Origin of the sequence: uncultured Shimia sp., from assembly GCF_913054185.1 — a bacterium.
Classification (GTDB): Bacteria; Pseudomonadota; Alphaproteobacteria; order Rhodobacterales; family Rhodobacteraceae; genus Shimia.
Genome location: NZ_CAJXIV010000006.1, coordinates 19353 through 42060 on the forward strand (window position 1 = coordinate 19353; position 22708 = coordinate 42060).

At 56.0% G+C, this 22708-nt stretch carries 21 protein-coding genes; 12 read left to right on the forward strand and 9 right to left on the reverse strand.

Annotation, left to right across the window (positions count from 1 at the left end):
• Positions 1–41: 41 nt before the first annotated feature.
• From QZ517_RS02420 to QZ517_RS02450, 7 genes are all read left to right on the forward strand, one after another.
• Positions 42–809: an IclR family transcriptional regulator gene (locus tag QZ517_RS02420; protein ID WP_294221537.1), complete on the forward strand. Its 768-nt coding sequence runs from the start codon at positions 42–44 to the stop codon at positions 807–809.
• Between the two features lie 152 nt (positions 810–961).
• Entirely contained in the window at positions 962–2023 is a 1062-nt protein-coding gene (locus QZ517_RS02425; RefSeq protein WP_294221539.1) for a C4-dicarboxylate TRAP transporter substrate-binding protein, read from the forward strand.
• A 41-nt stretch (positions 2024–2064) separates the two neighbouring features.
• Positions 2065–2559, forward strand: coding sequence for a TRAP transporter small permease (locus QZ517_RS02430; RefSeq protein ID WP_294221542.1), 495 nt, complete (start codon positions 2065–2067; stop codon positions 2557–2559).
• 18 nt (positions 2560–2577) lie between these two features.
• On the forward strand, positions 2578–3921 hold the full coding sequence (locus QZ517_RS02435; RefSeq protein ID WP_294221545.1) for a TRAP transporter large permease: 1344 nt from the start codon (positions 2578–2580) through the stop codon (positions 3919–3921).
• A 5-nt stretch (positions 3922–3926) separates the two neighbouring features.
• Positions 3927–5141, forward strand: a complete 1215-nt coding sequence (locus QZ517_RS02440) for a CoA transferase (protein WP_294221548.1) — start codon at positions 3927–3929, stop codon at positions 5139–5141.
• On the forward strand, positions 5142–6686 hold the full coding sequence (locus QZ517_RS02445) for an AMP-binding protein (RefSeq protein ID WP_294221550.1): 1545 nt from the start codon (positions 5142–5144) through the stop codon (positions 6684–6686).
• 17 nt (positions 6687–6703) lie between these two features.
• Complete coding sequence (locus QZ517_RS02450) at positions 6704–8230, forward strand: AMP-binding protein (protein WP_294221553.1); 1527 nt, start codon at positions 6704–6706, stop codon at positions 8228–8230.
• A gap of 138 nt (positions 8231–8368) precedes the next feature.
• Here QZ517_RS02450 and QZ517_RS02455 read toward each other — a convergent pair whose 3' ends face one another.
• From QZ517_RS02455 to QZ517_RS02490, 8 genes are read right to left on the reverse strand one after another with little or no spacing between them, the layout of a single operon-like run.
• Positions 8369–8827, reverse strand: coding sequence for a MaoC family dehydratase N-terminal domain-containing protein (locus QZ517_RS02455; protein WP_294221556.1), 459 nt, complete (start codon positions 8825–8827; stop codon positions 8369–8371).
• A 12-nt stretch (positions 8828–8839) separates the two neighbouring features.
• Complete coding sequence (locus tag QZ517_RS02460) at positions 8840–9622, reverse strand: citrate/2-methylcitrate synthase (protein WP_294221560.1); 783 nt, start codon at positions 9620–9622, stop codon at positions 8840–8842.
• A 19-nt stretch (positions 9623–9641) separates the two neighbouring features.
• The gene (locus QZ517_RS02465; protein WP_294221563.1) at positions 9642–10763 is read right to left on the reverse strand and encodes a CoA transferase; all 1122 of its coding nucleotides are present in this window, start codon (positions 10761–10763) and stop codon (positions 9642–9644) included.
• Positions 10760–11236: a MaoC family dehydratase gene (locus QZ517_RS02470; RefSeq protein WP_294221566.1), complete on the reverse strand. Its 477-nt coding sequence runs from the start codon at positions 11234–11236 to the stop codon at positions 10760–10762. The genes QZ517_RS02465 and QZ517_RS02470 overlap by 4 nt, the downstream gene beginning before the upstream one ends.
• An 8-nt stretch (positions 11237–11244) precedes the next feature.
• The gene (locus QZ517_RS02475) at positions 11245–12378 is read right to left on the reverse strand and encodes a CaiB/BaiF CoA-transferase family protein (protein WP_294221569.1); all 1134 of its coding nucleotides are present in this window, start codon (positions 12376–12378) and stop codon (positions 11245–11247) included.
• Positions 12378–12833, reverse strand: a complete 456-nt coding sequence (locus tag QZ517_RS02480) for a MarR family transcriptional regulator (protein ID WP_294221572.1) — start codon at positions 12831–12833, stop codon at positions 12378–12380. The genes QZ517_RS02475 and QZ517_RS02480 overlap by 1 nt, the downstream gene beginning before the upstream one ends.
• Positions 12834–13697, reverse strand: coding sequence for a MaoC family dehydratase (locus QZ517_RS02485; RefSeq protein ID WP_294221575.1), 864 nt, complete (start codon positions 13695–13697; stop codon positions 12834–12836).
• 12 nt (positions 13698–13709) lie between these two features.
• Positions 13710–14630 (reverse strand): SDR family NAD(P)-dependent oxidoreductase, encoded by a 921-nt coding sequence (locus tag QZ517_RS02490; RefSeq protein WP_294221576.1) that lies wholly within the window; start codon positions 14628–14630, stop codon positions 13710–13712.
• A gap of 122 nt (positions 14631–14752) precedes the next feature.
• Here QZ517_RS02490 and QZ517_RS02495 point away from each other — a divergent pair, with 122 nt between their 5' ends.
• From QZ517_RS02495 to QZ517_RS02510, 4 genes are all read left to right on the forward strand, one after another.
• The gene (locus QZ517_RS02495) at positions 14753–16189 is read left to right on the forward strand and encodes a 3-oxoacyl-[acyl-carrier-protein] synthase III C-terminal domain-containing protein (RefSeq protein WP_294221579.1); all 1437 of its coding nucleotides are present in this window, start codon (positions 14753–14755) and stop codon (positions 16187–16189) included.
• Between the two features lie 11 nt (positions 16190–16200).
• Entirely contained in the window at positions 16201–17406 is a 1206-nt protein-coding gene (locus QZ517_RS02500; protein ID WP_294221582.1) for an acetyl-CoA acetyltransferase, read from the forward strand.
• Positions 17407–17431: 25 nt separating this feature from the next.
• Positions 17432–18598 carry an acyl-CoA dehydrogenase family protein gene (locus tag QZ517_RS02505; RefSeq protein ID WP_294221584.1) on the forward strand — a complete coding sequence of 389 codons (1167 nt, stop codon included), beginning with the start codon at positions 17432–17434 and terminating at the stop codon, positions 18596–18598.
• A 732-nt stretch (positions 18599–19330) separates the two neighbouring features.
• Positions 19331–19453 (forward strand): hypothetical protein, encoded by a 123-nt coding sequence (locus QZ517_RS02510; RefSeq protein WP_294221587.1) that lies wholly within the window; start codon positions 19331–19333, stop codon positions 19451–19453.
• A gap of 36 nt (positions 19454–19489) precedes the next feature.
• On the opposite strand, the gene QZ517_RS02515 is transcribed toward QZ517_RS02510, so the two are convergent.
• Positions 19490–19720 (reverse strand): hypothetical protein, encoded by a 231-nt coding sequence (locus QZ517_RS02515; protein WP_294221590.1) that lies wholly within the window; start codon positions 19718–19720, stop codon positions 19490–19492.
• 667 nt (positions 19721–20387) lie between these two features.
• Here QZ517_RS02515 and QZ517_RS02520 point away from each other — a divergent pair.
• The gene (locus tag QZ517_RS02520) at positions 20388–22682 is read left to right on the forward strand and encodes a caspase family protein (RefSeq protein WP_294221593.1); all 2295 of its coding nucleotides are present in this window, start codon (positions 20388–20390) and stop codon (positions 22680–22682) included.
• Positions 22683–22708 lie beyond the last annotated feature (26 nt).

Consider the following 22708-nt stretch of genomic DNA (forward strand, 5'->3'; position numbering starts at 1 on the left):
AATACGAACGGGAGACTGTTGTGACTAAAGCTGCCACACGTATGGAAGGCCCGATGGTTTTGCCTCGAGCATTTTCGTTGTTACGCCTGCTGGCTGAAGTGCCGCACGGTATGAATCTGTCAGATATGGCCGCGCGCCTAGATATGCCAAAGAGTTCGTTGTCTTCAACGCTTAAAGCGCTGACTGACCAAGGGTTTTTGGCTCGAAAAGGGGCGCTCTATTTTCTCGGGTCAGAAGCTTACGCGTTGGCTTCGACAATTTTGGCGGGTCGGACCATCCGTCAAATTGCACGCCCTTATCTGGAGCAGACTATGGAGGAGACAGGCGAGACGGTTTTGCTGTCTCAGTTGGACCCCGACCAGAAATTTGCCTCGTATATCGACACAGTTGAATCAGACAAGTCCATTCGCTTTTCTGTCCCACTTGCCGCTCGGCGCGCCTTGTATTGTTCGTCTGCGGGGCGGGTCTTTCTGGCGTTCATGACTGATCGGCAACGAGCCAGCTACTACGACAGTGTTTCCTTGGAGCGAATGACTGACAAGACGGAAACGGATCGTGTCGAATTGGAACAAGTGGTCGCGGAAATTCGTCAAACAGGGGTGGCCATCACCATGGGCACCTACTCGGCTGATGCAGCTGGTTTTGGAGCGCCAATTTTTAACTCGGATGGTGCTGTTACCGCGGCTCTGACCATTGGCGTACCCGTGTCGCGCGCCGAAAGAGACAAACAAAAATACATCGACGCCGCAATCAAGACTGCCGCGAATATCTCAAAAACACTTGGATACAGCGGAGGAGGGAAAAGCTGAAAACGATCTTCGGAGACGTGTAAGCGGACAGTAGGAGGTTTGGCTAGCACACCCAAATCGGTGTCGTCGGGAGGGCGACAGTGGGCTCTGAAATGGAGGCGGTGTCAGTGACACCAAAAACCAAAAAAAGACATACTCTTAGGGAGGAGACTATGATGGAATTCATGAAGATGGGAATGGCTATTGCAGCTGGTGCCACAGCTCTCGCGTTAGCTTTGCCTGCGTCTGCCGAAATGAACTTGAATTTTACCGATCAGAGCGCCAATCGCGGTGCTCGTGCGGAAGCAACAAACTGGTTTGCTGAAGAGTTAGAGAAGCGCACCAATGGCGAAATCAAGACAGAAATTCATTGGGGAGGAGCCTTGCTGAAAGCCAAGGCAGCAACCAAAGGGATTGGCGATGGCGCGGCTGATGCAGGATTTATTATTGGTGTCTACAATCCAGGCTTACACCCCGGTTTCCTGCTGGCGGATCTGCCGACGAAGTATAGTGATCCTTGGTCTTCAACCCGCGCGTTTTATGAATTGAACACAAAAAACGAAGCCATGAAGGCTGAGTGGGATGCGCTTAATCTCCATTTCGTCGCAAACATCACCACTGGGCCGATCCAGATGGTCTGTAAGGACAAGGCTGTTGCCTCAATCGATGATTTCTCTGGATTGAAGGTTCGTGGTATTTCGGTCTACGGGAAAGTTGCGAAAGACTTGGGTGCTATTCCGGTGAAAATGACAGCCTATGACACCTATCAGGGACTCGATACCGGCCTGATTGATTGCACCATGTTTTACAGCTACGCAATTCCTGCCTTCAAATTGAATGAGGTGGCCACCGATGTAACCATGCTCGACTGGGGTGCATTGATGGCGTTGGCCGTGGTCATGAACAAAGATACGTATGAAGCGATGACGCCGGAGCAGCAGGCTGTCGTGGATGATCTTGGTTCTGAGATGGTCGATGTCTACGCAAAGAACCTTTCTGCGGCTAACGGAGAGGCCATTGATGACCTGAAGGCTGACGGCAAAATATCATTCAGCAGTTTTGAGGATACTCAAAAACAGCAACTTCTTTCGGCATCCAAAAGCTACCTGGACGATTGGAAAGGCAAGGCAAGTGCCGCTGGTATCGATGCAGATGCAATGTTGGCTGACTATATGGAAATGTTGGCAAAATGGGACGCTGAGCGGGAAGCCAAGGGCTATCCCTGGTCACGCTAATGAGTGGCTCCTCAAATTCCGTATCAGCATCCGGTCCCCGGATGCTGGTATTGGTTGAAAAAATCTCGCTGATCATTGCCAGTGTGGCCATCTTGGCCATTTGCGCCATCATCTTTTCAGGGGTGCTCACTAGGGCGATATTCAACTGGTCACTTCCGGACGCCGAGATCATGGTCCGGGAACTGATGATCGCAGCAATGATTTTGCCTTTGGCATATGTGACCGCCAACCGTGCACATATTGCTGTCGATGTCTTTGTTAATTTGATGCCGAATTGGGTCAAACCTTGGGTCGACTTTTTGGGATCAGTAATCGGATTTTTGGTTCTCCTGCCCATCGCATACGGAGGCTGGAAAGCGTTCAACACCGCGTGGTGGGACGGAAACTACTTCTATGGAGAGTTCGACCTGCCCGAGTGGCCAGGAAAGCTGGCGTTTTGTTTTGGCTACATCGTTTTTGTGGTGCGCCTTGCTTGGCTTGTTTTCATCGATTTTAAGTCTTTGTTTCGATCGGAAGATTCCGAAATAAAGCAATAAAACAAAGGGTTACACCTCATGGATCCTACCACGATTGGCATGGTCGGCTTTGCCGTTGCGCTTATTTTGATCGCGCTGCGCGTCCCAATAGGTTTTGCCTTGGCCGGGCTTGCGATTGTCTGTACCTACCTTTTCTTTGGCTTCAAATACGGAGACGAGTTTCAGGCTGCAAAGGCGATCCGCCCCACAATGTCGCTGATTTCGTCCAATGTTTTTGAGTTTTTGCACTCATATCCGTTGAGCATGGTGCCGCTATTTATTGGCCTCGGGCACATCGCTTATCACGCGGGGATAACCACCGAAATCTATTACGCAGGCCGCGTTTGGCTGGCAAAAGTGCCCGGAGGTTTGGCGATGGCTTCGGTCATGGGCTGTGGTGGGTTTTCTGCAATTACCGGGTCGTCTGTGGCATGTGCGGCCGCAATGGGACGGATCTGTATCCCGGAAATGCTGCGATACAAGTATTCTATGCGGCTTGCGACATCTACAGTGGCCGTGGGCGGCACATTGGGGTCATTGATCCCGCCTAGCGTGCTGTTCATTCTCTATGGCTTATTTACAGAGCAGTCCGTCAACAAGTTGTTCTTGGCCGGTGTGTTGCCGGGCATCCTGTCACTTTTGGGTATGTTGCTGGTGATTTTTCTATGGACTCGCAAAAACCCTCAGGACGCGCCCATCCCCGAGGAGGATATCAGCAATCGCGAACGCTGGATGGCTTTGGGGCGGGCGTGGCCAGCGATTTTGTTGTTTGCTGTTATCATTGGCGGAATTTATGGCGGGATATTTACAGCCACGGAAGCGGCGGCCGTGTGCATGAGTTTTGCAATTGGCTATGGCGTGTTGTCCCGCAAGCTTAAGTGGAACAAGTTTGTTGAAGCAATGCGGGACACAGCCCTGCAAAGCGCGTCGATTTTCTTTATTGCCGCCGGGGCGAAGATGTTTGTGGCCTTTGTGTCCCTTACTGGATTGACTCGAGAAGTTGTTGGACTGACCGAGTATTACCAAATGGCTGACTGGTCGATTCTGCTGACTATCGTGGTGTTGTATTTGATAATGGGTATGTTCCTGGATCCGCTCGGTATCATGCTGTTGACTCTGCCTTTTGTTGTTCCGTTGGTCGAAGGAATGGGGCTGGATTTAATCTGGTTTGGCGTGGTCGTGGTGAAATTGTTGGAGATTGGCTTGATCACACCGCCCGTTGGGTTGAATGTGTTTATCATCAATTCGGTCGTGGGGCCTGAGGCGCCAGTGCACAAAATCTTCCGCGGGGTGATTAACTTCCTTGCCGTTGATGTTCTGGTTTTTGCCCTGATCTTATTGTTCCCCGTAATCTCGCTGCTGCTGCCCTACAGCCAATGGTAAATGAGATGAGTATTTCCGAGCCCAAAGGGGCATTGGACGGCGTTCTTGTCCTGGATATGACCGCTGTCGTCATGGGGCCATACTGCACGCAGATTCTCTCGGATTTAGGGGCGGATGTAATCAAAGTCGAGAGCCCGGAGGGTGATATCGCGCGGGAGATTGGCCCTGGCAAGCGCAAGGGGGCGTCCGGGCTTTTTGCCACTCTCAACCGGGGCAAACGTAGTATCGAGTTGGATCTCAAACGGCCTGAGGCTGTTGACGCGCTTCTGGACCTGGCCCAAAACTGTGATCTTTTTGTCCATTCCACCCGCCCGGCGGCTATGGCGCGGTTGGGGTTGAGTTACCAGCGGCTGGCCAAAATCAATCCGCGCCTTGTCTACATGAACCTTGGCGGGTTTGGCAAAAACGGGCGCTATGCCGGGCAGCCGGCTTATGACGATGTCATTCAGGGGATGACGGGTGTGCCGCTGCTTGAGGCGCGTGCCTCGGGCAACGAACCGCGCTATTTGGCCAATATCATGGCGGACAAAGTGTCTGGTATCACGGCGGCCTATGCGGCGCTGGCGGCGCTTTATGCGCAGCAATCCAGCGGGCTTGGGCAAGAAGTCGACGTCTCAATGTTCGAAACCATGTCAGCTTTTATGCTGACCGAACATATGACCGGTGCAGTTTTTGACCCGCCAAGCAGCGAGCCAGTGTACAAACGGCTCATTGCCCGCGAACGCGTGCCGTTTAGAACCGCTGATGGATATATTGCGGCGACAATTTACACCAATAAGCAGGTGCACCGCTTTTCCGATCTGGCGGATCGGTCGGATCTGAAGAATGATCCGCGGTTTGTTGATGTCGCTGCGCGTCTCACTCACGTGTCTGAGTGGTGCCAGGCTGTGCAGAATATTCTAACTGGCAAGACCACCACGCAATGGCTCGCATTGCTGAATGCTGCAGAGGTGCCTGCTGCTCGCATCAACTCGACCCAAGATCTGTTACAAGATCCGCACCTGCTTGAGGTTGGGTTCTTTCAAAGCGTGCAGCACCCGATTGATGGGACCATGACCTTTCCGGGGCCAAGCTGCCAGTTTTCAAAAACACCTGCTGCCATTCAGGGACCGCCGCCGGAGAAGGGCCAGCATACCGAGGCGGTGTTGCGGGAATTTGGCGTGCCGGCCAAGCTGATTGAGCAACTGTTGATGGAGCAGCAACTCCAGGGAGTATCCTGAATGGCCGTATCATTCGCCGAGATGCTGGACCGCCATGCCGCGCGGATGCCCGACCGGGTTGCGCTGATCTGCGAGGATCGGCAGACCACGTGGTCCGAGCTTTGGCAGCGGTGCCAAGCCATTGCTGGCGGCCTGTGCAAGCTGGGGTTAGAGAAGGGTGACCGGGTGGCCTTTCTGGGGCTGAATTCCGACTGGTTTTATGAAGGCTATTTTGCCCCCTCGTTTATGGGAGGTGAATCCGTCGCGCTGAATTACCGGTTGTCAGTGAACGAGTTGAGCGACTGCATGACAGACAGTGCTGCCAAGGTGCTGATTGTCGATCCTGCCCGTCTAACGATGGCGCGCCAGATCTGTGCTCGTTTGGGTGGCTCCGTCATTTTGATAGTGATCGGGACTGAGCCAGAGGGGAAAGAAATATCTTACGAGAAAATGATCGCAGCCGCACACTCGATTGATCAAAAGATCGGGGCTGGGGATGACACGCTCATTATCTACTATTCGGGGGGGACCACCGGCAGAGCCAAGGGAGTGATGTTGAGTCATTGGAACCTCTTTGCCAATTCGACGGGCCATGCACAGGTGTATGATGTGTGTTCTGAAGAAACCCATCTGCTGACGGGCCCGATGTTTCACCTTGGTGCCGGGGCGCGGGTGTTTTGCAGCGTCTATGCGGGCTGCACCATGGTGATCCAGCCCAAGTTCACGCCGCTGGGGTTTTTGCAGATCATCCAGCAGCATCAGGTCAATGCCACCATGTTCATCCCGGCGATGATGCAAATGGTGCTGGACCTCCCGGAGTTTGGTGATTTTGACCTTAGCAGCTTACGACAGATGAGCTTTGGTGCTTCGCCAGCCAGCGAAGAGTTGTTGCGTCGGATCGTGGCGGCTTTTCCACAAGTGGCAATTTCACACGGCTATGGCATGACCGAAGCTTCACCGGTTCTGGCTGCACTGGGACCGGAATATCATCGCGCCGATTTTGCTGAAAAAGGCAAGTTGGGGGCCGTGGGCAGGCCGGTGCCTCATTGCGACTTGCGCATCTTTGATGCAAATGACCAGGAACTGCCCGTGGGAGAGATTGGAGAGATCGTCGCGCGCGGACCCAATGTGATGAAAGGTTATCTGAACCAACCGGAGCTGACAGCGGAAACCCTGCGCGGAGGCTGGCTGCATACCGGTGATGCGGGTTATTTTGATGAGGATGGCATCCTGTGGATTTCGGGCCGGATCAAAGACATGATCATTTCGGGTGGTGAAAACATCTACCCAGGCGAAGTCGAGAATATCCTGTCGATCCATGACCAGGTTGCCGAAGTTGCCGTGATCGGAATCCCGAATGATAAATGGGGCGAGGCGGTACATGCAATTGTGATCCCGGCGGCAGGTACTGCCCCTGACCCGGCAGAGCTGGTTGCCTATTGTCGCGCCAATCTGGCGACCTATAAGTGCCCGCAAACGATCAGTTTCCGGCACGAGCCTTGGCCACTGTCTGGGGCCAACAAGATACTAAAGACAGAACTGCGAAAACCCTTCTGGGGCAGCTGAAGACAAGGAAAGCCGACATGAATCCCGCTGAATGGCTGCTGCGCACCGCAAAATTGAAACCGACCAACCCAGCGCTGTATCACGGAGAGGACTTGGTGGCTGATTACGCTGAATTTGCTCGGCGTGCAGCGGCGATTGCCGGAGCTCTGAGCCAGCGCGGCATTGGTACGGGGGACCGGGTGGCGGTGCTGATGAAGAATTGCACCGAGTATTTGGAGACGATGTATGGCATCTGGTGGGCCGGGGCGGCGGCGGTGCCGATCAATGCCAAGCTGCACGCCAAAGAAGCGGCCTGGATCATGGAAAACGCTGGCGTAAGATTAGCTTTTGTTTCGGCAGAAAACGGTGCGGAACTGGATGCAGCGACGCCGACTTGTGTGATGGAAACCATTGTTGCGCCAGGCGACAACTTTTCCGCGCTCTATGAGGCACCACCGCGTGAACTGCCCGCTTCGCTGGACCGCGATGACATGATTTGGCTGTTTTACACTTCAGGCACCACCGGGCGCCCCAAGGGGGTGATGATTACAGCTCAGAACATGTCGGCAATGGTGTCGGGTTATACCGACGGCATCGGGCCTCACAGCGAGCAAGACGCCACGCTTTATGCAGCTCCGATGAGCCATGGCGCGGGCATCTACAATTTCATGCATGTGATGTCGGGTGGGCGGCATATCTGTCCGGTGTCGGGCGGGTTTGATGAGGCTGAAGTTTTTGAACTCGCTGCTTGTTTTGAACGAGTCTCGATGTTTGCCGCGCCAACGATGGTACGCCGTATGATTGACCACGCGAAGGCCGGCGGCGCGACCGGGGACGGTTTGGATAATGTCATTTATGCGGGCGGACCAATGTATTTTGCCGACATCGTAGAGGCTGTAGAGGTCCTGGGACCGCGGTTCGCTCAGATCTACGGGCAGGGCGAGTGCCCGATGGCTATCACCACTTTACCCAAGTCTTATGTAACGGATCGCAATCACCCACACTGGCGCGAGCGACTAACCAGTGTGGGCTTTCAGCAAATGGTTAGTCGGGTGCGCGTGGTAGACGAACGCGGGCAGGAAGTTGCCACGGGAGAAATCGGTGAAATTGTCGTCAAGGGCGACGCGGTAATGAAGGGGTATTGGAACAACCCTGAGGCGACCGCAAAGACTATCCGTGATGGCTGGCTTTGGACTGGCGACATGGGCGCGCTGGATCAGGATGGGTTCCTGACCATGCATGACCGGTCAAAGGATATGATCATTTCCGGAGGATCCAACATCTATCCGCGAGAGGTCGAGGAGATCTTGCTGAGCCATTCGGGTGTGGCCGAGGTGGCGGTGATCGGGCGCCCGCATTCGGAATGGGGGGAAGTTGTTGTGGCTTGTGTCGTTGCAGAGGTGGGGCAAGAGCTGGACTTGGCGGCGCTGGATGCGCTGTGCACCGACAATATCGCTCGCTTTAAACGCCCTAAAGACTATGTGGTGATGCAAGAATTGCCTAAGAACAACTATGGCAAGGTGGTAAAAACCGAGCTGCGCGAGATGGTGGCTGCAATCCCCTAAAATTCTACAAAACACTACAATGAAAATTCCCCCGTCCTTCAGACAGAGCAGCGTCCGACCGCCTCCATGGGCGGACGCCTCGCTACCACCCGCGGCCAGACACAGTCCTCAATCCTGTACGGCCAAAATGGCACAGCCTTACCCCTCGCGACCACTCATCAACCGCTGTGGTGTATACTCAATCACCGCGTCACCGCGTTGATTAACGATGCGGTTCGAGGTGCGCACCAGCCCGCGCGAGGATTTTGAAGTCTTGCGCGCCTCAACCACCTTGATCTCGACATGGATGGTATCACCCACCACAACGGGCCCGCGCACGTTCATTTCCATGTTCAGAAAAGCCAAACCGGTGCCCTGGCCTGTCGCATTCAGAACCAATCCTTCGGCCAATGACAGCACCAGCATGGCCGGAGCGGCGTGGCCTTGCATGGCGCTATGGGCTTTGCGGTATTCTGCGTCCAAGAACAGCGATTCCAACATGCCAACGCAGGAAACAAAATTTACCACATCACTTTCGGTGATGGTGCGCCCATAGGTCTTGTATCGCTCGCCAACTGTTAGCTCGTCCCAGTGGAAACCTGTGCCAACCAATTTCATGTCCCGTACTCCTTAGTCGATATAGTCTATCTCATCAGCTGGAATGTGGCGCCAAATGCTGTCTTGATCCTGCTCTTCCAGGTAATGCGCGCCCATCGAAACGCTGCGCGCGGTCAGCAGAAACATCTGCGTGGTGCGCCAGTCAAAGCCCAGATCAAGCGCGATACAGCCGCATATGCCATCGATGTTGAGTGGTACAGCGCGTCCCCCTCGTGCTTCTTCTAGCGCGTCCCCCATCAGTTCGGCAAAGCGGCAATAGGTGCCAAACACCCCGTGCTCCTTGGCCAGGTCCATCACCCGGTCGGCACGCGGATCGCGGGTGTGCAGCGGAATGCCATAGCCGGGAAGTCGCTCGCCCGCCTCGTGGATCTCGGCCACGATTTCTTTGGCAATACGGGTCAAGGTGGCCTCATCCGGGTTGTCCAGGTGACCCAGTCGATCGACCATGAGTTTGGCCATCTTTTCGCCCAGCGATCCCATCCGTTCGCCAAAAGCGTTGATGCCGCCGGAAATCGCCTGCTGAATGGTGGTGCCGTATGAAGCATAAAGCCGAGGGATCAGCGAGGGCGGTGCAATGCCGTGTTCCATGCAGGCCACCAGCAGCGCGTCCAGCACCAATCCCTGCTCGCGGGTGGGCCGGTGCCCATTGAGCAGCAGGAACATGGTTTCGGCAAAGGTGGAGTTGCCAATCAACTCGTTCAGGCTGTGCCCACGGATCATGGTGTCTTCGGTTTCACTTTCGTTGACCACCCGGCTGATTGAAGTGGACCATCCTTGTAATGTGCGCGTTTTCATCTCGCGTCCTTTCAAATGTCTAGATGTCGTCAGTGCCTTCTCCCAAAGCGGGGGCAGAGCGGCGGAACGCCGGGCGTTCTCCGTCAAAACTCAGTGGCAGGCCAACCAGCGGAGGTGCCGCGTCGGGCGCCTGTTGCACAATGCCCGAGGCCAGGGTGTGCTCATGGTTAAGGGCCTCCTGCAGGGTCTGGATTGGCGAGGCCGGAACCGAAACCGCGCGCAGCTCACGCCACCATTCATGGCGGGTGCGGGTGATGAAACGGGTTTCGAGCAGTTCCAGCAGCAGGTCATCATTGGTCACCCGCGCGTTGTTGTCGGTAAAGCGGGCATCTTCGGCGAGCTCGGGGCAACCCAAAACGCTGCACAGTTTGGCAAATTGCGCGTCGGTGCCAACTGTCAGCATCAACATGCCGTCAGCGCATGTAAAAGCACGGTTGGGGGCCAGCAATGGCCCCTTGAGGCCGGTGCGTTTGGGTTCCCGCCCTGTGGTTAGAAGAGCCGAAGTGCTGACGGTCTGCCAGGCCATGGCTGTGTCAAAGATCGAGGCATCGACGATGCAGCCTTCGCCGGTTTTTTCGCGTTGTAGCAGCGCGGACAGAATGCCAATTGCGGCCCACATGGCGGTGCCGATGTCATTGACTGAAAAGCCAACTCGGGCGGGCGGGCCGCCTTCGTTGCCTGTGGCCTCCATGATGCCGGAAAACGCCTGTAACAAAGCCTCATAGCCGGCGGCATCTGCCAGCGGCCCCTTGGCGCCAAAGGCTGAGATGTTGCAATAGACCAGTTTGGGGTTCAGCGCCTGGCAGTCGCTGGCGCCAAGGCCAACCTTTTCGGCCACGCCCGGCCGCAGGTTTTGAAACACAGCATCGGCCTTGGTCGCAATCAGGGTTTTCAACCGGTCGAGATCTTCGGCCCGGGTGAAATCCACCGCTAAAGAGTCCTTTTGCCGATTGACCGCATGGAACATCGCGCCGGATCCCTTGTGCACCACATCGCCCCAGCTACGTGCGGGTTCACCGGTTTCGGGCGGTTCCACCTTGATCACCCGCGCGCCCATATCAGCTAGAATGCGGCCGCAATAAGGGCCAGCTAAGGCCGAGCCCATTTCCACGATCGTGAAACCTAAAAGAGGGAGTGTCATGTTGGTAGCCTCACGAGAAATCGCTGCTCCCCTTCGAGGATCAGCTCGCGCCGTTGATTGTGGACGGTTGAGCGCACCGTGACGATGCCAGTTGTACGTTGACGGGTCAGTTCGGTGATTTCCAGCGCTGGATAGGCGGTATCACCCAGGTACAGAGGTTTCAGGAATTTGCTGGATTGATCCAAAAATCCAATCATGTTGTCACCCAGAACATGCGGAAGGCTGCCAGCACCGGGGGCAGTCTGGATCAGCGCCTGAAACCCATGGGCCAGCAGGCCGGGGTGGCCGCGTTCGCGGCAGTATTCCACGTCATAATGGATCGGGTGATTGTCGCCTGAGGCCAGTTGGAAAGCGGCAAAATTGGCGTCGCCTATGGTGCGAGAGGGGATCACAAAACGGTCGCCGACTTCTAACTCGTCAAAGCTCTTGTGAGCGCACATCTCATGCGCCATGGGATCGAAACCTTCGTCCATGGCCGCACTCATAATTGGCCCTCACTCAGCATGGATTGGATTTCTGAATGAGAGAATCCCCAATCCAGCAACGCTGTTTCGTTGTCTTGGCCCTTGGCAGGGGGCGGAGATGGCATTTGTGCAGGTGCATTGGTGAAGCGCGGGGCGGGGACGGGTTGGGTCACACCATTCTCGGTCTCAAATGTTCCGCGTGACAGGTTGTGCGGATGCACTGGAGCCTCAGCCATGCTGAGCACCGGCGCAAAACAGATATCGGTGCCCTCCATCAACGCACACCATTCCTCTCGGTGCTTTCCGGCAAATATCTCTGCAAACTGGCGGCGCATTTCAGGCCACAAGTCTTGGTCGTGGCGGTCGCCGAAGTGGTCCTCGGGTAGCTCCAGTGCCTGCATGAACAGTGCCCAGAATTGCGGCTCAATCGCACCCAGGGTGATCCAGCCCCCACACTTGCACTCATAAACGCCGTAGTAGGGCGCGCCGCCGTCCAGCCGGTTGGATTGGCGTTCATTTTTCCAGCCGCCCATTGCTTGATAACCATAGACCGGTGCCATCAGGGCGGCGGTGCCATCGCTGATGGCCGCATCCACAATGTCGCCTTGGCCAGTCATTTTTACCCGCAACAGGGCACAGACAATTCCGTAAGCCAGAAACATTCCGCCGCCGCCAAAATCGCCCAGCAGGTTGAGAGGAGGCATCGGTTTGCGGTCGGCCTCGCCCATGGCCCAAAGCGCACCGGACAGGGCAATATAGTTAAGATCATGGCCAGCGGCCTGAGACAGTTTTCCGTTTTGTCCCCAACCGGTCATGCGGCCATAGACCAGCGCCGGGTTGCGAGCGTGACACACTTCAGGACCTAGCCCAAGCCGTTCCATCACGCCGGGGCGATAGCCCTCGATCACCGCATCTGCCTGGTCGATCAGTTTCAGGGCCACGTCGGTGGCGCCTCCGGCCTTGAGATCCAGAGTAATTGATTTGCGACCGCGCGCCGGAATGTCGCGTTTCGGATCTGCAGGTGTCAGTCCGCCGCCGCGGCGCTCAATTCGCAAGATTTCGGCCCCCATGTCTGCCAGCATCATGCCAGCAAAGGGCCCCGGTCCCAGCCCGGCAAATTCAACAATCCGAATTCCGGTCAGCGGGCCCATCAGTCCGGTGCTTTCTTTTGTTCGCTCAATGCCACCAACAGATTTTCCCGCACCCGTTCCAGCATGTCTGAGAACTGTGCGATCTCTGCCTCGCTCATGCCGACAAAGGTCAGTTGACGCAGCTCGTCTGCCCGTTGATCCATGATACGGCCCAGCGGATAGGCGGCCGGGGTCAGGCAGATGCATTTGGCGCGGCGGTCGCCGGGCACCGGGCGGCGTTCCACCAGCCCTGCGGCTTCGAGCCGGTCCACCAGCCCGCCAAGCGTCACAGTGCCGATCTTCAGGGTTGCTGCCAGTTCTGACTGGATCTGCTCATCCTTTTTGAACAGCTGCGACAGCACCGAGGCTTGGCTGGTGGTCAGCCCGTGAGGGCCAATTAACCGGTCATACAGCTGGGTGCGAAAGCGGGCGATGTCCTGGATGACAAAATTGGATTTGACTGGGGGATTGGGCATTTAGTTTGAAACCTCGGCGCGACCATTGTTCAGCACAACCACATCGCGTTCGACCACTTTAGTACAGAAGGAAATTACATCGCCGTCTTTCCACATCTCGGTGCGCAGGGTTTCACCGGGATAAACCGGCGAGGAGAACCGCAGTTTCAGAGATTTGAATCGGCTGTTGTCGTAGTCGCAATAGGTGCGCAGAATGGCATGCCCGGCCACTCCCAGCGAACAAAGCCCGTGCAAGATCGGTTTTTTGAAACCAGCTGATTCAGCAACAATTGGGTTGGCGTGTAATGGGTTATAATCGCCCGACAGGCGATAAAGTAGTGCCGCTTCGGGGCGGGTTGTGAAATCCCAGGACATATCCGGCTTGCGGTCGGGCAGGGTGTGTGGCTGCGGCTGTGGCCCACTTGGCCCGCCAAATCCACCATTGCCACGTGCAAAAGAAGTGCCTGACAGGGTGGCATACATCACACCTGTGTCATTATCGACCAGATCGCGCTCGGTGAATATCAGCGCGCCCTTGCCATCGCCCTTGTCCAGGACCTCGGTCACACGGGTGGTGGCAAGTAGAGTTGCGGCGGGAGGCAGGGGCTTGTGTATGACAATCCCCTGTTCGCCATGCAGGATCTTTTTCCAGTCTATGCCGGTATTGGGGTCTCGGGCCCAGAAACCGGGTGTGGCCAGTACCGCTGCCATCGTGGGGACAGCCTGAAATTCCATCTCCTCAAAGACATATGGTAGCTGCCGCATGTCCATCGGATCCTGGGCAAACCCAACACCCAGCGCGTAGATGGTAGAATCTTTGACTGTGTAGCTGTGTTCGACCTCTTCAAAAGGCCAGTTCATGATGTGATCGTAGGTAAAGGTCATGTGTTGGCCTCCTTAGACCGGATCCCAGTTGAAAATTTCGGGGCTGCGTTCGAGCGGGTACATGGTGCTTTCCAGCGCCGGGAAGGCATGGTTGAGCACGGTTTCCGGGGTCCAGCCCTCGGCGGTTTGCATGCCGCGCAAGGGGCGCGACTGGCCCATCAGGAAAATCTCGTTGCTGCGCACGCAGATCACCTGCCCATTGATGTGCTGTGCCTGGTCCGAGGCCAGCGCCACCACTGGCGGGGCAATTTTGTCGGGTGTCATGGTTTTCATCCGCTCAACCCGGACGCGGTCGGCTTCGGAGTTTACAGGGATGGTGCCGACAAGTCGGCTCCAGGCAAAGGGGCCGATGCAGTTCGAGGTCACGTTGTAGCGGGCCATGTCCAGCGCGATGCATTTGGACAAGGCCACAATGCCCAGTTTTGCTGCGCCATAGCTGGCCTGTCCAAAGTTGCCGATCAATCCACTGGTCGAGGTCATGTGGATCATCCGGCCGCTTTCCTGTTTTCGGAATACAGTGGCGGCATGGCGGGCGACGTTGAAGGATCCCTTCAGGTGCACATCCACCACTAGGTCCCAATCCTCCTCGCTCATCTTGTGAAAAATCCGATCGCGCAGAATGCCGGCGTTGTTGACAACGATGTCCAGCCCGCCCAATTCGTCTTGTGCTTGTTCAACCATGCCCTCAGCGGCTTTAAACGAAGAGACCGAGTCATAGTTGGCGGCAGCCTCGCCGCCCATGGCTTTGATGTCGCGTACCACTTCAGCTGCAGGGGATTGATCGCTATCCTCGCCTTGAGCACTGCCGCCCAAGTCATTGATCAGCACTTTGGCGCCGCGTTTTGCCATCAATAGTGCAATTTCACGCCCAACACCGCGGCCAGCGCCGGTGATTAGCGCTACTTTGCCCTCTAGCAATTTTTGTTCAGACATCTTCCCTCCAGCCGGTTACGTGCATTTTATGTGCTAGATAATAATTAGCTAGACAATAATAAGCATGCGAATAATAATCAAACAAAATGTGACTCGGTCAAGACCTGAAGTGGAGGGCATCGATGCAAACCGGAATTCTTGCCTTTGGTGGTTATGTGCCGCGTGCACGGTTGCAGCGGCAGGTGATCGCGGCGGCGCACAGTTGGTTCACGCCTGCGCTGAAAGGCTTGGGCCGGGGCGAGCGGGCCATGGCGAACTGGAACGAGGACAGCATCACCATGGCGGTCGAGGCCGGCCGAGATTGTCTGGGCGGGCAGGGGAGTTCCGGTCTGGATGCGGTCATCATGGGCTCGACCAGTTATCCGTTTAAAGATCGTCAAAATGCCGGTGTTGTCGCGGATGCCCTGACGCTGGGGTCGGATTTGATGACGCTGGATATTGGCGGGTCTCAGCGGGCGGGCACATCAGCCCTGATGGCGGCCTTGCAATTGGGCGGGTCAGCTTTGGTGGTCAGCGCCGAGAAACGCCGTACCAAGCCGGGCAATCCGCTGGAATTAACAACAGGGGACGCTGCCGCCGCGTTCCATGTCGGGCAAGGCGATGTAGTGGCTTGTTATCTGGGTGGGGCCAGCCGAGCTGTGGATCTGGTGGATCACTTCCGAGGGGAAAACGGTGAGTTCGATTACACCTGGGAAGAACGCTGGGTCCGCGACGAGGGATATCTGAAGATCGTGCCTGATACCGTGGCCAAGGCGCTGCAGAATGCGGGCGTGACCATCGATCAGGTCAGCACGTTTTGTTTCCCGGTGCCCTCGGCGCGGATCGCATCGGCGGTTGCCCGTAAGGTCGGGCTTGCGCCCGAGGCCCTGGCCGACAATCTGCAGGGCTCCTGTGGCGAGGCTGGGGCGTCACACCCTTTGGTGATGCTGGCCCATACGCTCGATAACGCCGATCCCGGTGACATCATTCTGGTTGTTGGGTTCGGGCAGGGCAGTGATGCGCTGCTGTTTCAGGTCACCGATGCGATTCGTGGCCAGCAAGGGAAGGGCGGAATTACGGGGTGCCTGAAACAGGGGTATCGAGAAGAGAACTACCATAAGTTCCTTGCCTTCAATCAACTGATTGAGATGGAGCAGGGTATTCGTTCCGAAGTGGACAAGAATACGGGCCTGACCACGCTATATCGCAACAAGGACATGGTGCAGGGACTTATCGGTGGGCGCTGTACAAGCTGCAATACCAAACAATTTCCCAAGTCCAACATCTGCGCCAACCCGGAATGCGGCCGGTTCGACTCTCAAGTGCCCGAACCTTTTGCGGATAAGTCTGCAGCGCTTAATTCCTTTACCGGAGACGGACTGACATTTTCGCCAAACCCACCGCACTACTATGGAATGGTGCAGTTCGAGGGCGGCGGGCGGTTGATGAGTGACATAACCGATGTCACCCCGGACGCAGAGCTCAAAATCGGCATGTCCATGCGCATGGTGTTCCGGGTCAAGGATTATGACCACCAGCGTGGATTCCGTCGCTACTTCTGGATCGCAACACCGGCTTAAGGGGCAGTATCATGGCTACAGGTATTAAGGACAAAGTTGCCATTCTGGGTATGGGGTGCTCGCGCTTTGGCGAACGTTGGATGGACAATGCCGAGGATCTGATTGTCGAGGCATACTCCGAGGCGCTCGAAGATGCGGGCATCGAGACCAGCGAAATCGGCGCGGCCTGGCTGGGCACCGGCATTGACGACCAGCACGTGGGCAAGGGCGCTATCCCGCTGGCGACCACTTTGCGGCTGCCCTATATCCCGGTGTCGCGGGTTGAAAATTTCTGCGCGTCTGGCACCGAGGCGCTGCGCGGGGCGACCTATGCAGTTGCTTCGGGGGCCTGTGATATCGCGCTGGCAGTTGGGGTTGAGAAGCTGAAAGACACCGGCTACGGCGGCTTGCCGCAACGCGGTCGGGGCACAGTGAATGATCTGTTCTGGCCCAGCCTGTCTGGCCCTGGGGCCTTTGCGCAGCTGGCCAGCGCTTATTGTGCCAAACACGGGGTGGATGCAGGCGATTTGAAACAGGCAATGGCGCATATCTCGGTCAAAAGCCATGCTAACGGCGCCCGCAACCCCAAGGCGCATCTGCGTAAACCCATTGATGTGGAAACCGTATTAAGCGCACCCATGGTTGCGGATCCGCTGGGGCTTTATGATTGTTGCGGGGTCAGTGATGGGGCAGCCTGCGCTATTGTCACCACGCCAGAGATTGCCCGTGCTTTGGGCAAGAAGGACCTGGTCACCGTCAAGGCACTGCAACTGGCGGTGTCGAGTGGCGCTGAGGCGCAGCATAATTCTTGGGATGGCAGCCATCTGGTGACCACCCGAAAAGCCGCCGCGCGCGCCTATGCCGAAGCGGGCATTTCCAAACCCCGAGACCAGATCAGCCTGTTCGAGGTGCACGACTGTTTCTCGATCACCGAGCTTGTCACTATGGAAGACCTGTTCATCTCGGGTGAAGGGCAGGCGGTGACGGATGTCATGGATGGTTTCTTTGATGCCGATGGCTCTGTGCCCTGCCAGATCGACGGCGGCTTGAAATGTTTTGGCCACCCGATTGGCGCCTCGGGCATCCGCATGGTCTATGAAATGTATCTGCAGATTTTAGGGCGCGCTGGGCAGCGTCAACGTAGCAGGGAGCCAGTTTTTGGCATGACCCACAATTTGGGAGGCTTCCCGCATCAAAACGTTGCCTCGATCACCATTGTTGGTCGCGAAGGCGCCTGACCCCGTACTCAAAAAGGACTTAGAGATGACCGCATATCGCAGCCGTTGGATGACCGAGGAATTGGAAATTTTGCGTGAGCAAGTTGCGCGTTTTTATGCCAGCGAAATGTCGCCAAACGAAACGCGTTGGCAAAAACAAGGCCATGTGGATCGCGCCTTTTGGAACAAGGCTGGTGATGCCGGCATCCTCTGCGCCTCGGTTCCGGAAGAGTACGGCGGGGCAGGTGGCGATTTCTACCACGAGGCAGTGATCATCACCGAGCAATATGCGGGCACCGGGGTGTCCGGTTGGGGCAATAGTGTACATAGCCAAATCTCAGCACACTACATTCTGAATTATGGGACCGAAGATCAAAAACGGCGCTGGCTGCCCAAAATGGCGACTGGAGAATTGGTCTGCGCCATCGCCATGACTGAGCCTGGGGCTGGATCGGATCTGCAATCGATCCAAACAACCGCGAAAAGGGACGGTGATGCGTATGTCATCAACGGATCCAAAACCTTTATTACCAATGGCCAACTCGCGGACCTCGTCATTGTGGTTTGCAAGACAGATCCACAAAAACGTGCGAAGGGTATCTCGCTAATTGTGTTGGAAGTGGACGGCTTGGCCGGTTTCCGACGCGGGCGCAATCTCGAAAAAATAGGCCAAAAAAGCGCGGACACCTCTGAACTCTTTTTTGACAATGTGCGAGTTCGGCCGGAAAATCTGCTCGGCAGCCAAGAAGGGCAAGGGTTCTATCAGCTGATGCAGCAATTGCCGCAGGAGCGACTTGTTTTGGGGTTAAAGGCAGTGGCAGTTATGGAAAAGGCTCTGGAGCAAACCGTAGAATATACCAGCCAGCGCATGGCCTTTGGTGGTACTTTGCTTGATTTACAAAACACCCGATTCAAATTGGCCGAGGCAAAAACGATTACCCACATTGCCCGTGTCTTCATCGATGATTGTGTCGATCGATTGGTAGCAGGAACGCTGGATGTTGAAACTGCCGCAATGCTGAAGTGGTGGTGCAGCCAAATGCAATGTGAAATTGTGGATGAGTGTCTGCAGTTACATGGTGGCTACGGCTATATGGCAGAATACCCGATTTCGCAGATGTACGCCGACGCGCGAGTGCAGAAAATCTATGGCGGAGCCAATGAGGTAATGAAAGAGCTGATAGCTAGGGGCTTCACAAAGGGGGCTGCTTGAACTGTTACCGGACCCAACCGTAAAAGCTTTCGCTGGATCATTCTTTTCTGCACCCAAAATAAACTCCGGTGCGCGAAGAGCCTTTGCGGCGGATTTGCTGGTCTTTTGCGACCAGTCTATCCGTGGTGGTTGTGATGAAAACAGGCAGCAGAGATTTACTGGGCGTGTTTAGGTGCCTGCCGATCCTGGGCACTAGTATTCGACTATGATTCATCAAGGAAACGGGTCTGGCGGGAAGGTGTGTCGCACGTTTTGAAGGGCGGCAGACGGAGTATGCCGGGAGTGGACGTAGGGCGGATGGCTAAGGCCCTCCACGATCTGAGAGCTGGATGCCGCACTCGATTTTGGGCTAGTAAGCTCAATCCTTGGACCGGCGAGTGAAGTGCAAAGCGATCGGGTCGTACCTACCGGCTTGTAGGTTTGCAAGTAATGCTCCTCGCCGTCGATGACTGCTCTGGAAAGCTCATTCGATTTTTCAATGCCCGCGCTCTGTGCAAGGTTAAGTTTGGCACACTGCTCAGCGGATGGCTAAGATCCGTCCATCATGACAAATAGATAGAATGTGTATCACACATTGCAATTGAGTGCCGTTCGGTACCGGCGGTTGCAAGCTCCCGCAACCAATACTGTCGAACTAGCCACCTTCGGGTGGCTTTTGGCGTCTTGGGGCCCCCCCAAACTCAGCAAACCAATTCAATGTCCAAAGCCCCAGCGTCGTTGGGCACAAGCCGAATGCGCTCTAGCAGAGACCGTATGATGGTCGTGGCCTCTGCTGAGGTTGCCGGATCGCTCAACGCCGCCGTGAGGCTGGCCACTTTGTCGCGATACACCGCGGACAAGTTGGGTGGAGTATGACCAGAGAAGTGGGTTCTGCATTGGCCAGGTCAGCTTCTAGTTCACATTTTCGGCCTCCAGCGTGTCTATTTTGGACCTCATGCTCACATGGAACATGCCCTGAGTAATGGCGTTCAAGGTACGGTCGAGCTGGCGCGTGACCAGCGCCAGTTCCTGTTCGGTCTTTGCCGTATCGACAGTGCTTTGTGCAGACAGTCGGTTGTGTTCTTCCTGATCGGCTTTGACAAACCCGACGGTCAGGTCAGGGTGAAGAAGAGTGCAAAGCATCAACAACGTCAGGCACACGTCACAAAATGGGCACCTCTGCTGGGCCGTCCCCCGATCGGAGGGAAACGCCTCATAGGCGAAATCGGCGTGAGAAAGCCCTCCCATTTGTCGTTGTTCCTAGGTCTGAAGAGGGGGTGGTTAGTAAGAAAATTAGACAGAATCCGGTTTCTGTGGTCTACTTCACGGGTCTGCAGGGTTTGCCTTGTGCCCGCTGTATTTAGGGTAGTGAGGCGTATTTTCAATTGGTGGCCCTGGCAGGTTCGGTTGAATTTGTAGGTGAGGTACTTTTGATGAGAGTTTTTCTACTATCAACATCAGCGGTAGCGCTCGTTCTGGCGGGATGCACCGAAATTTTGCCACCAGACGGGGACGTGGAAAGTGTGCGGGTCCCACACAGTGAAGTCTCTGATTCCTCAAGTAACTCGAGTTCATCCAGTGGCAGTCCCAGCAGCTCTTCTTCAGGAAGTTCGAGCTCGGGTTCGGGAAACTCCAGCAGTTCTGGTTCCGGAGACAGTAGCTCCAGTGGGAGCAGCTCTGGTGGTTCCAGCGACGATGACGACGATGACGGCGGATCTGGCAGTTCCGGCGGCGATGATGGCGGCTCTGACAGCCCCGGCGGGTGGAGTGGCTAATGCCTATGCGAGGCATATCGGCCATAAGACAGAGAATGGCCCCGCTTGCCTTGGCCACGTATTTGTCCGCAATTGCCACAAGTGCTGTGGCCCAAAGCGAGCCAAACCGGCTGGCGGTGGTGATTGGCAATCAGGATTATGTCGGTATCGACGATTTGGCCAACGCCAAGCGCGACGCGGAGCGGTTTTCGGCGATGCTGCGTGACTTGGGGTTTACGGTTTTTGACGGCTACAATCTTGACCGGCAAGGGTTCGAAGACTTGCTGCGTGCGTCGATTTTGAATGTCACGGAAGGGGCGGAGATTGTCTTTTTCTACGCTGGCCATGGCATTCAGATTGGCCGTCGCAACTACCTGTTGCCCACGGATGTGGCTTTTGAATCGGTTTACGATTTGCCGGTGGAGTCTGTGACGCTTGATCGAGTGATCGAAGTGCTCTCGGCGCGGGGCAAAGTGCATGTGGCCATCATAGACGCCTGTCGCGACAATCCGTTTCCGAACAAGGTTCTGGCCGGGAATTTGGACGCCAGCCTGTTTGAGACAAAAACGGGATTTGACGTTTTCCAAACACCGCTGAATTCTCTGGTTGCCTTTTCTACCGCTCCGGGGATGGTGGCGTTTGACGGCAATGGCAGTGAAAACAGTCCCTATACAGCGGCCATCGTAAATGCGGTGAGTGCCGAGCCAGAACGCGATATCCTTTCGGTCTTTGCGCAGGTCAGGAAGGCGGTTTATAACGCAACCGACGGCAAACAAGTGCCGTGGGAAAGCTCAACGTTGGTGCAGCCATTTCATTTTGGACGCACAGTTGAAGCACCGGTTGTCGTGACTTCGGAGATGGTTGTGCCGACCCCAGACAGTGGCGGCAGTACACGACAGGTCACAGCGCAGGATTTCCCGTCTGAGGTGACGTTGCCGGTGTCCTACGATCGGCAGATTGATTTGGGGCCAGCGCTGGCAGTTGCGTTGGGACAATCTGCGCTGCCGTCGATCTCGGTGACAACTGTGCCCAATGACGGTTTGGTCTCGGTGCGCGCGGACGGTTTGATGTATCGTCCGGTGCTGAGCGAGCGGCGCGCCACAGAGCGATCTGCGTTTTTGCGAGATCAATTTTCGGTCACGGTGCAGACCAATGGTGCCGAAGTTCCTGTTTCTGTGTTGTTGGAAATGGAGGTCAACGCCTGCGATCTCGCGGCGGGTGATGCGTTGGACCCGGGCAGCGTTGGATTTTACCGGTTGCCCAATGAGATAGAAGTGGATTATGCGCTGGAGGCGTGTCAGGTGGCAGTGGAGGCCTACCCTGATGAGGGCCGGTTTTCCTACCAACTGGGGCGGGCTGAGCAAGCGGCGGGGCGGTTGCACAAGAGTTTTCTGAGCTTTCAAACCGCGGTCACGCAGGGGCATATTCGGGCCTTGAACGGCACAGGGCGATTTTTGATATCCAAGCGGATCGATCATCAAGCCACGGGCATTCCGCAAAATGCGGCAGGCGCTTTGGCGCTTTATGAGAAAGGCATTGAGGCGGGCGATCCGTTTGCGATGCATTCCAAAGGCCTGCATTTTCTGCGCAACGGCCAAGACGCGATAGAGCGCGAGATGGGATTTGAGTTGTTGGACCGGGCGGCAGAGCTTGGTCACACGTATTCAATGAATGAGTTGGGCATCTACTTCCTGGCAAAAGATACCGACCATTTCCTGCCGGAACGTGGTTTGCGCTATTTACAAGCCAGCGCCGCGCGTCAGGACATCTATGGCTTCTACAATCTTGGCTATGTTGAAGCCAACGGGTTGAATGGGGCCAAGGATCTTGATGCCGCCTATCAGTGGTATCTGAAGGCCAGTGACGGGGGACATCCATTTGGTCCGTCCACATTGGGGCGCATGATCCGGAAAGGGGATGTCCCTGGACAAGGCGATGCGGAAGCTCTGGTGTGGTACGATGAAGGACTGTCACGCGGTGACGGCTGGGGAGGTGTAAATGCGGCGCGTATGGTTTTGAAAGGCGAAGGCGCCGCAGCCGATGTGCCGGCAGCTCTGATCCGTTTTGCCAAGGCGAGCCATCTCTCCAACAAGAAAGCGGCTGAGGCGGCGTTGGAGGGGTTACAGGGGCAGCCAGCGGACGACTTGGCCAAAGCCACACAGTTGCTTTTGCGGGACATGGGCGCCGATGTTGCAGTGGATGGCGCGATTGGACCAGCAACACGGCGTTTCTTGGCGGCCATGGCTGCCGAGGCCAATCTGCAATCCCCTGCGAACAACCGATTGTCCGAGCTGGAGACAGCCGCAAGAATCTATTGGGCGAAAAGCCCGACCCGCCCCGATTTGTTTTGAACGGCACCAGAGAAATCCGGCTGGAA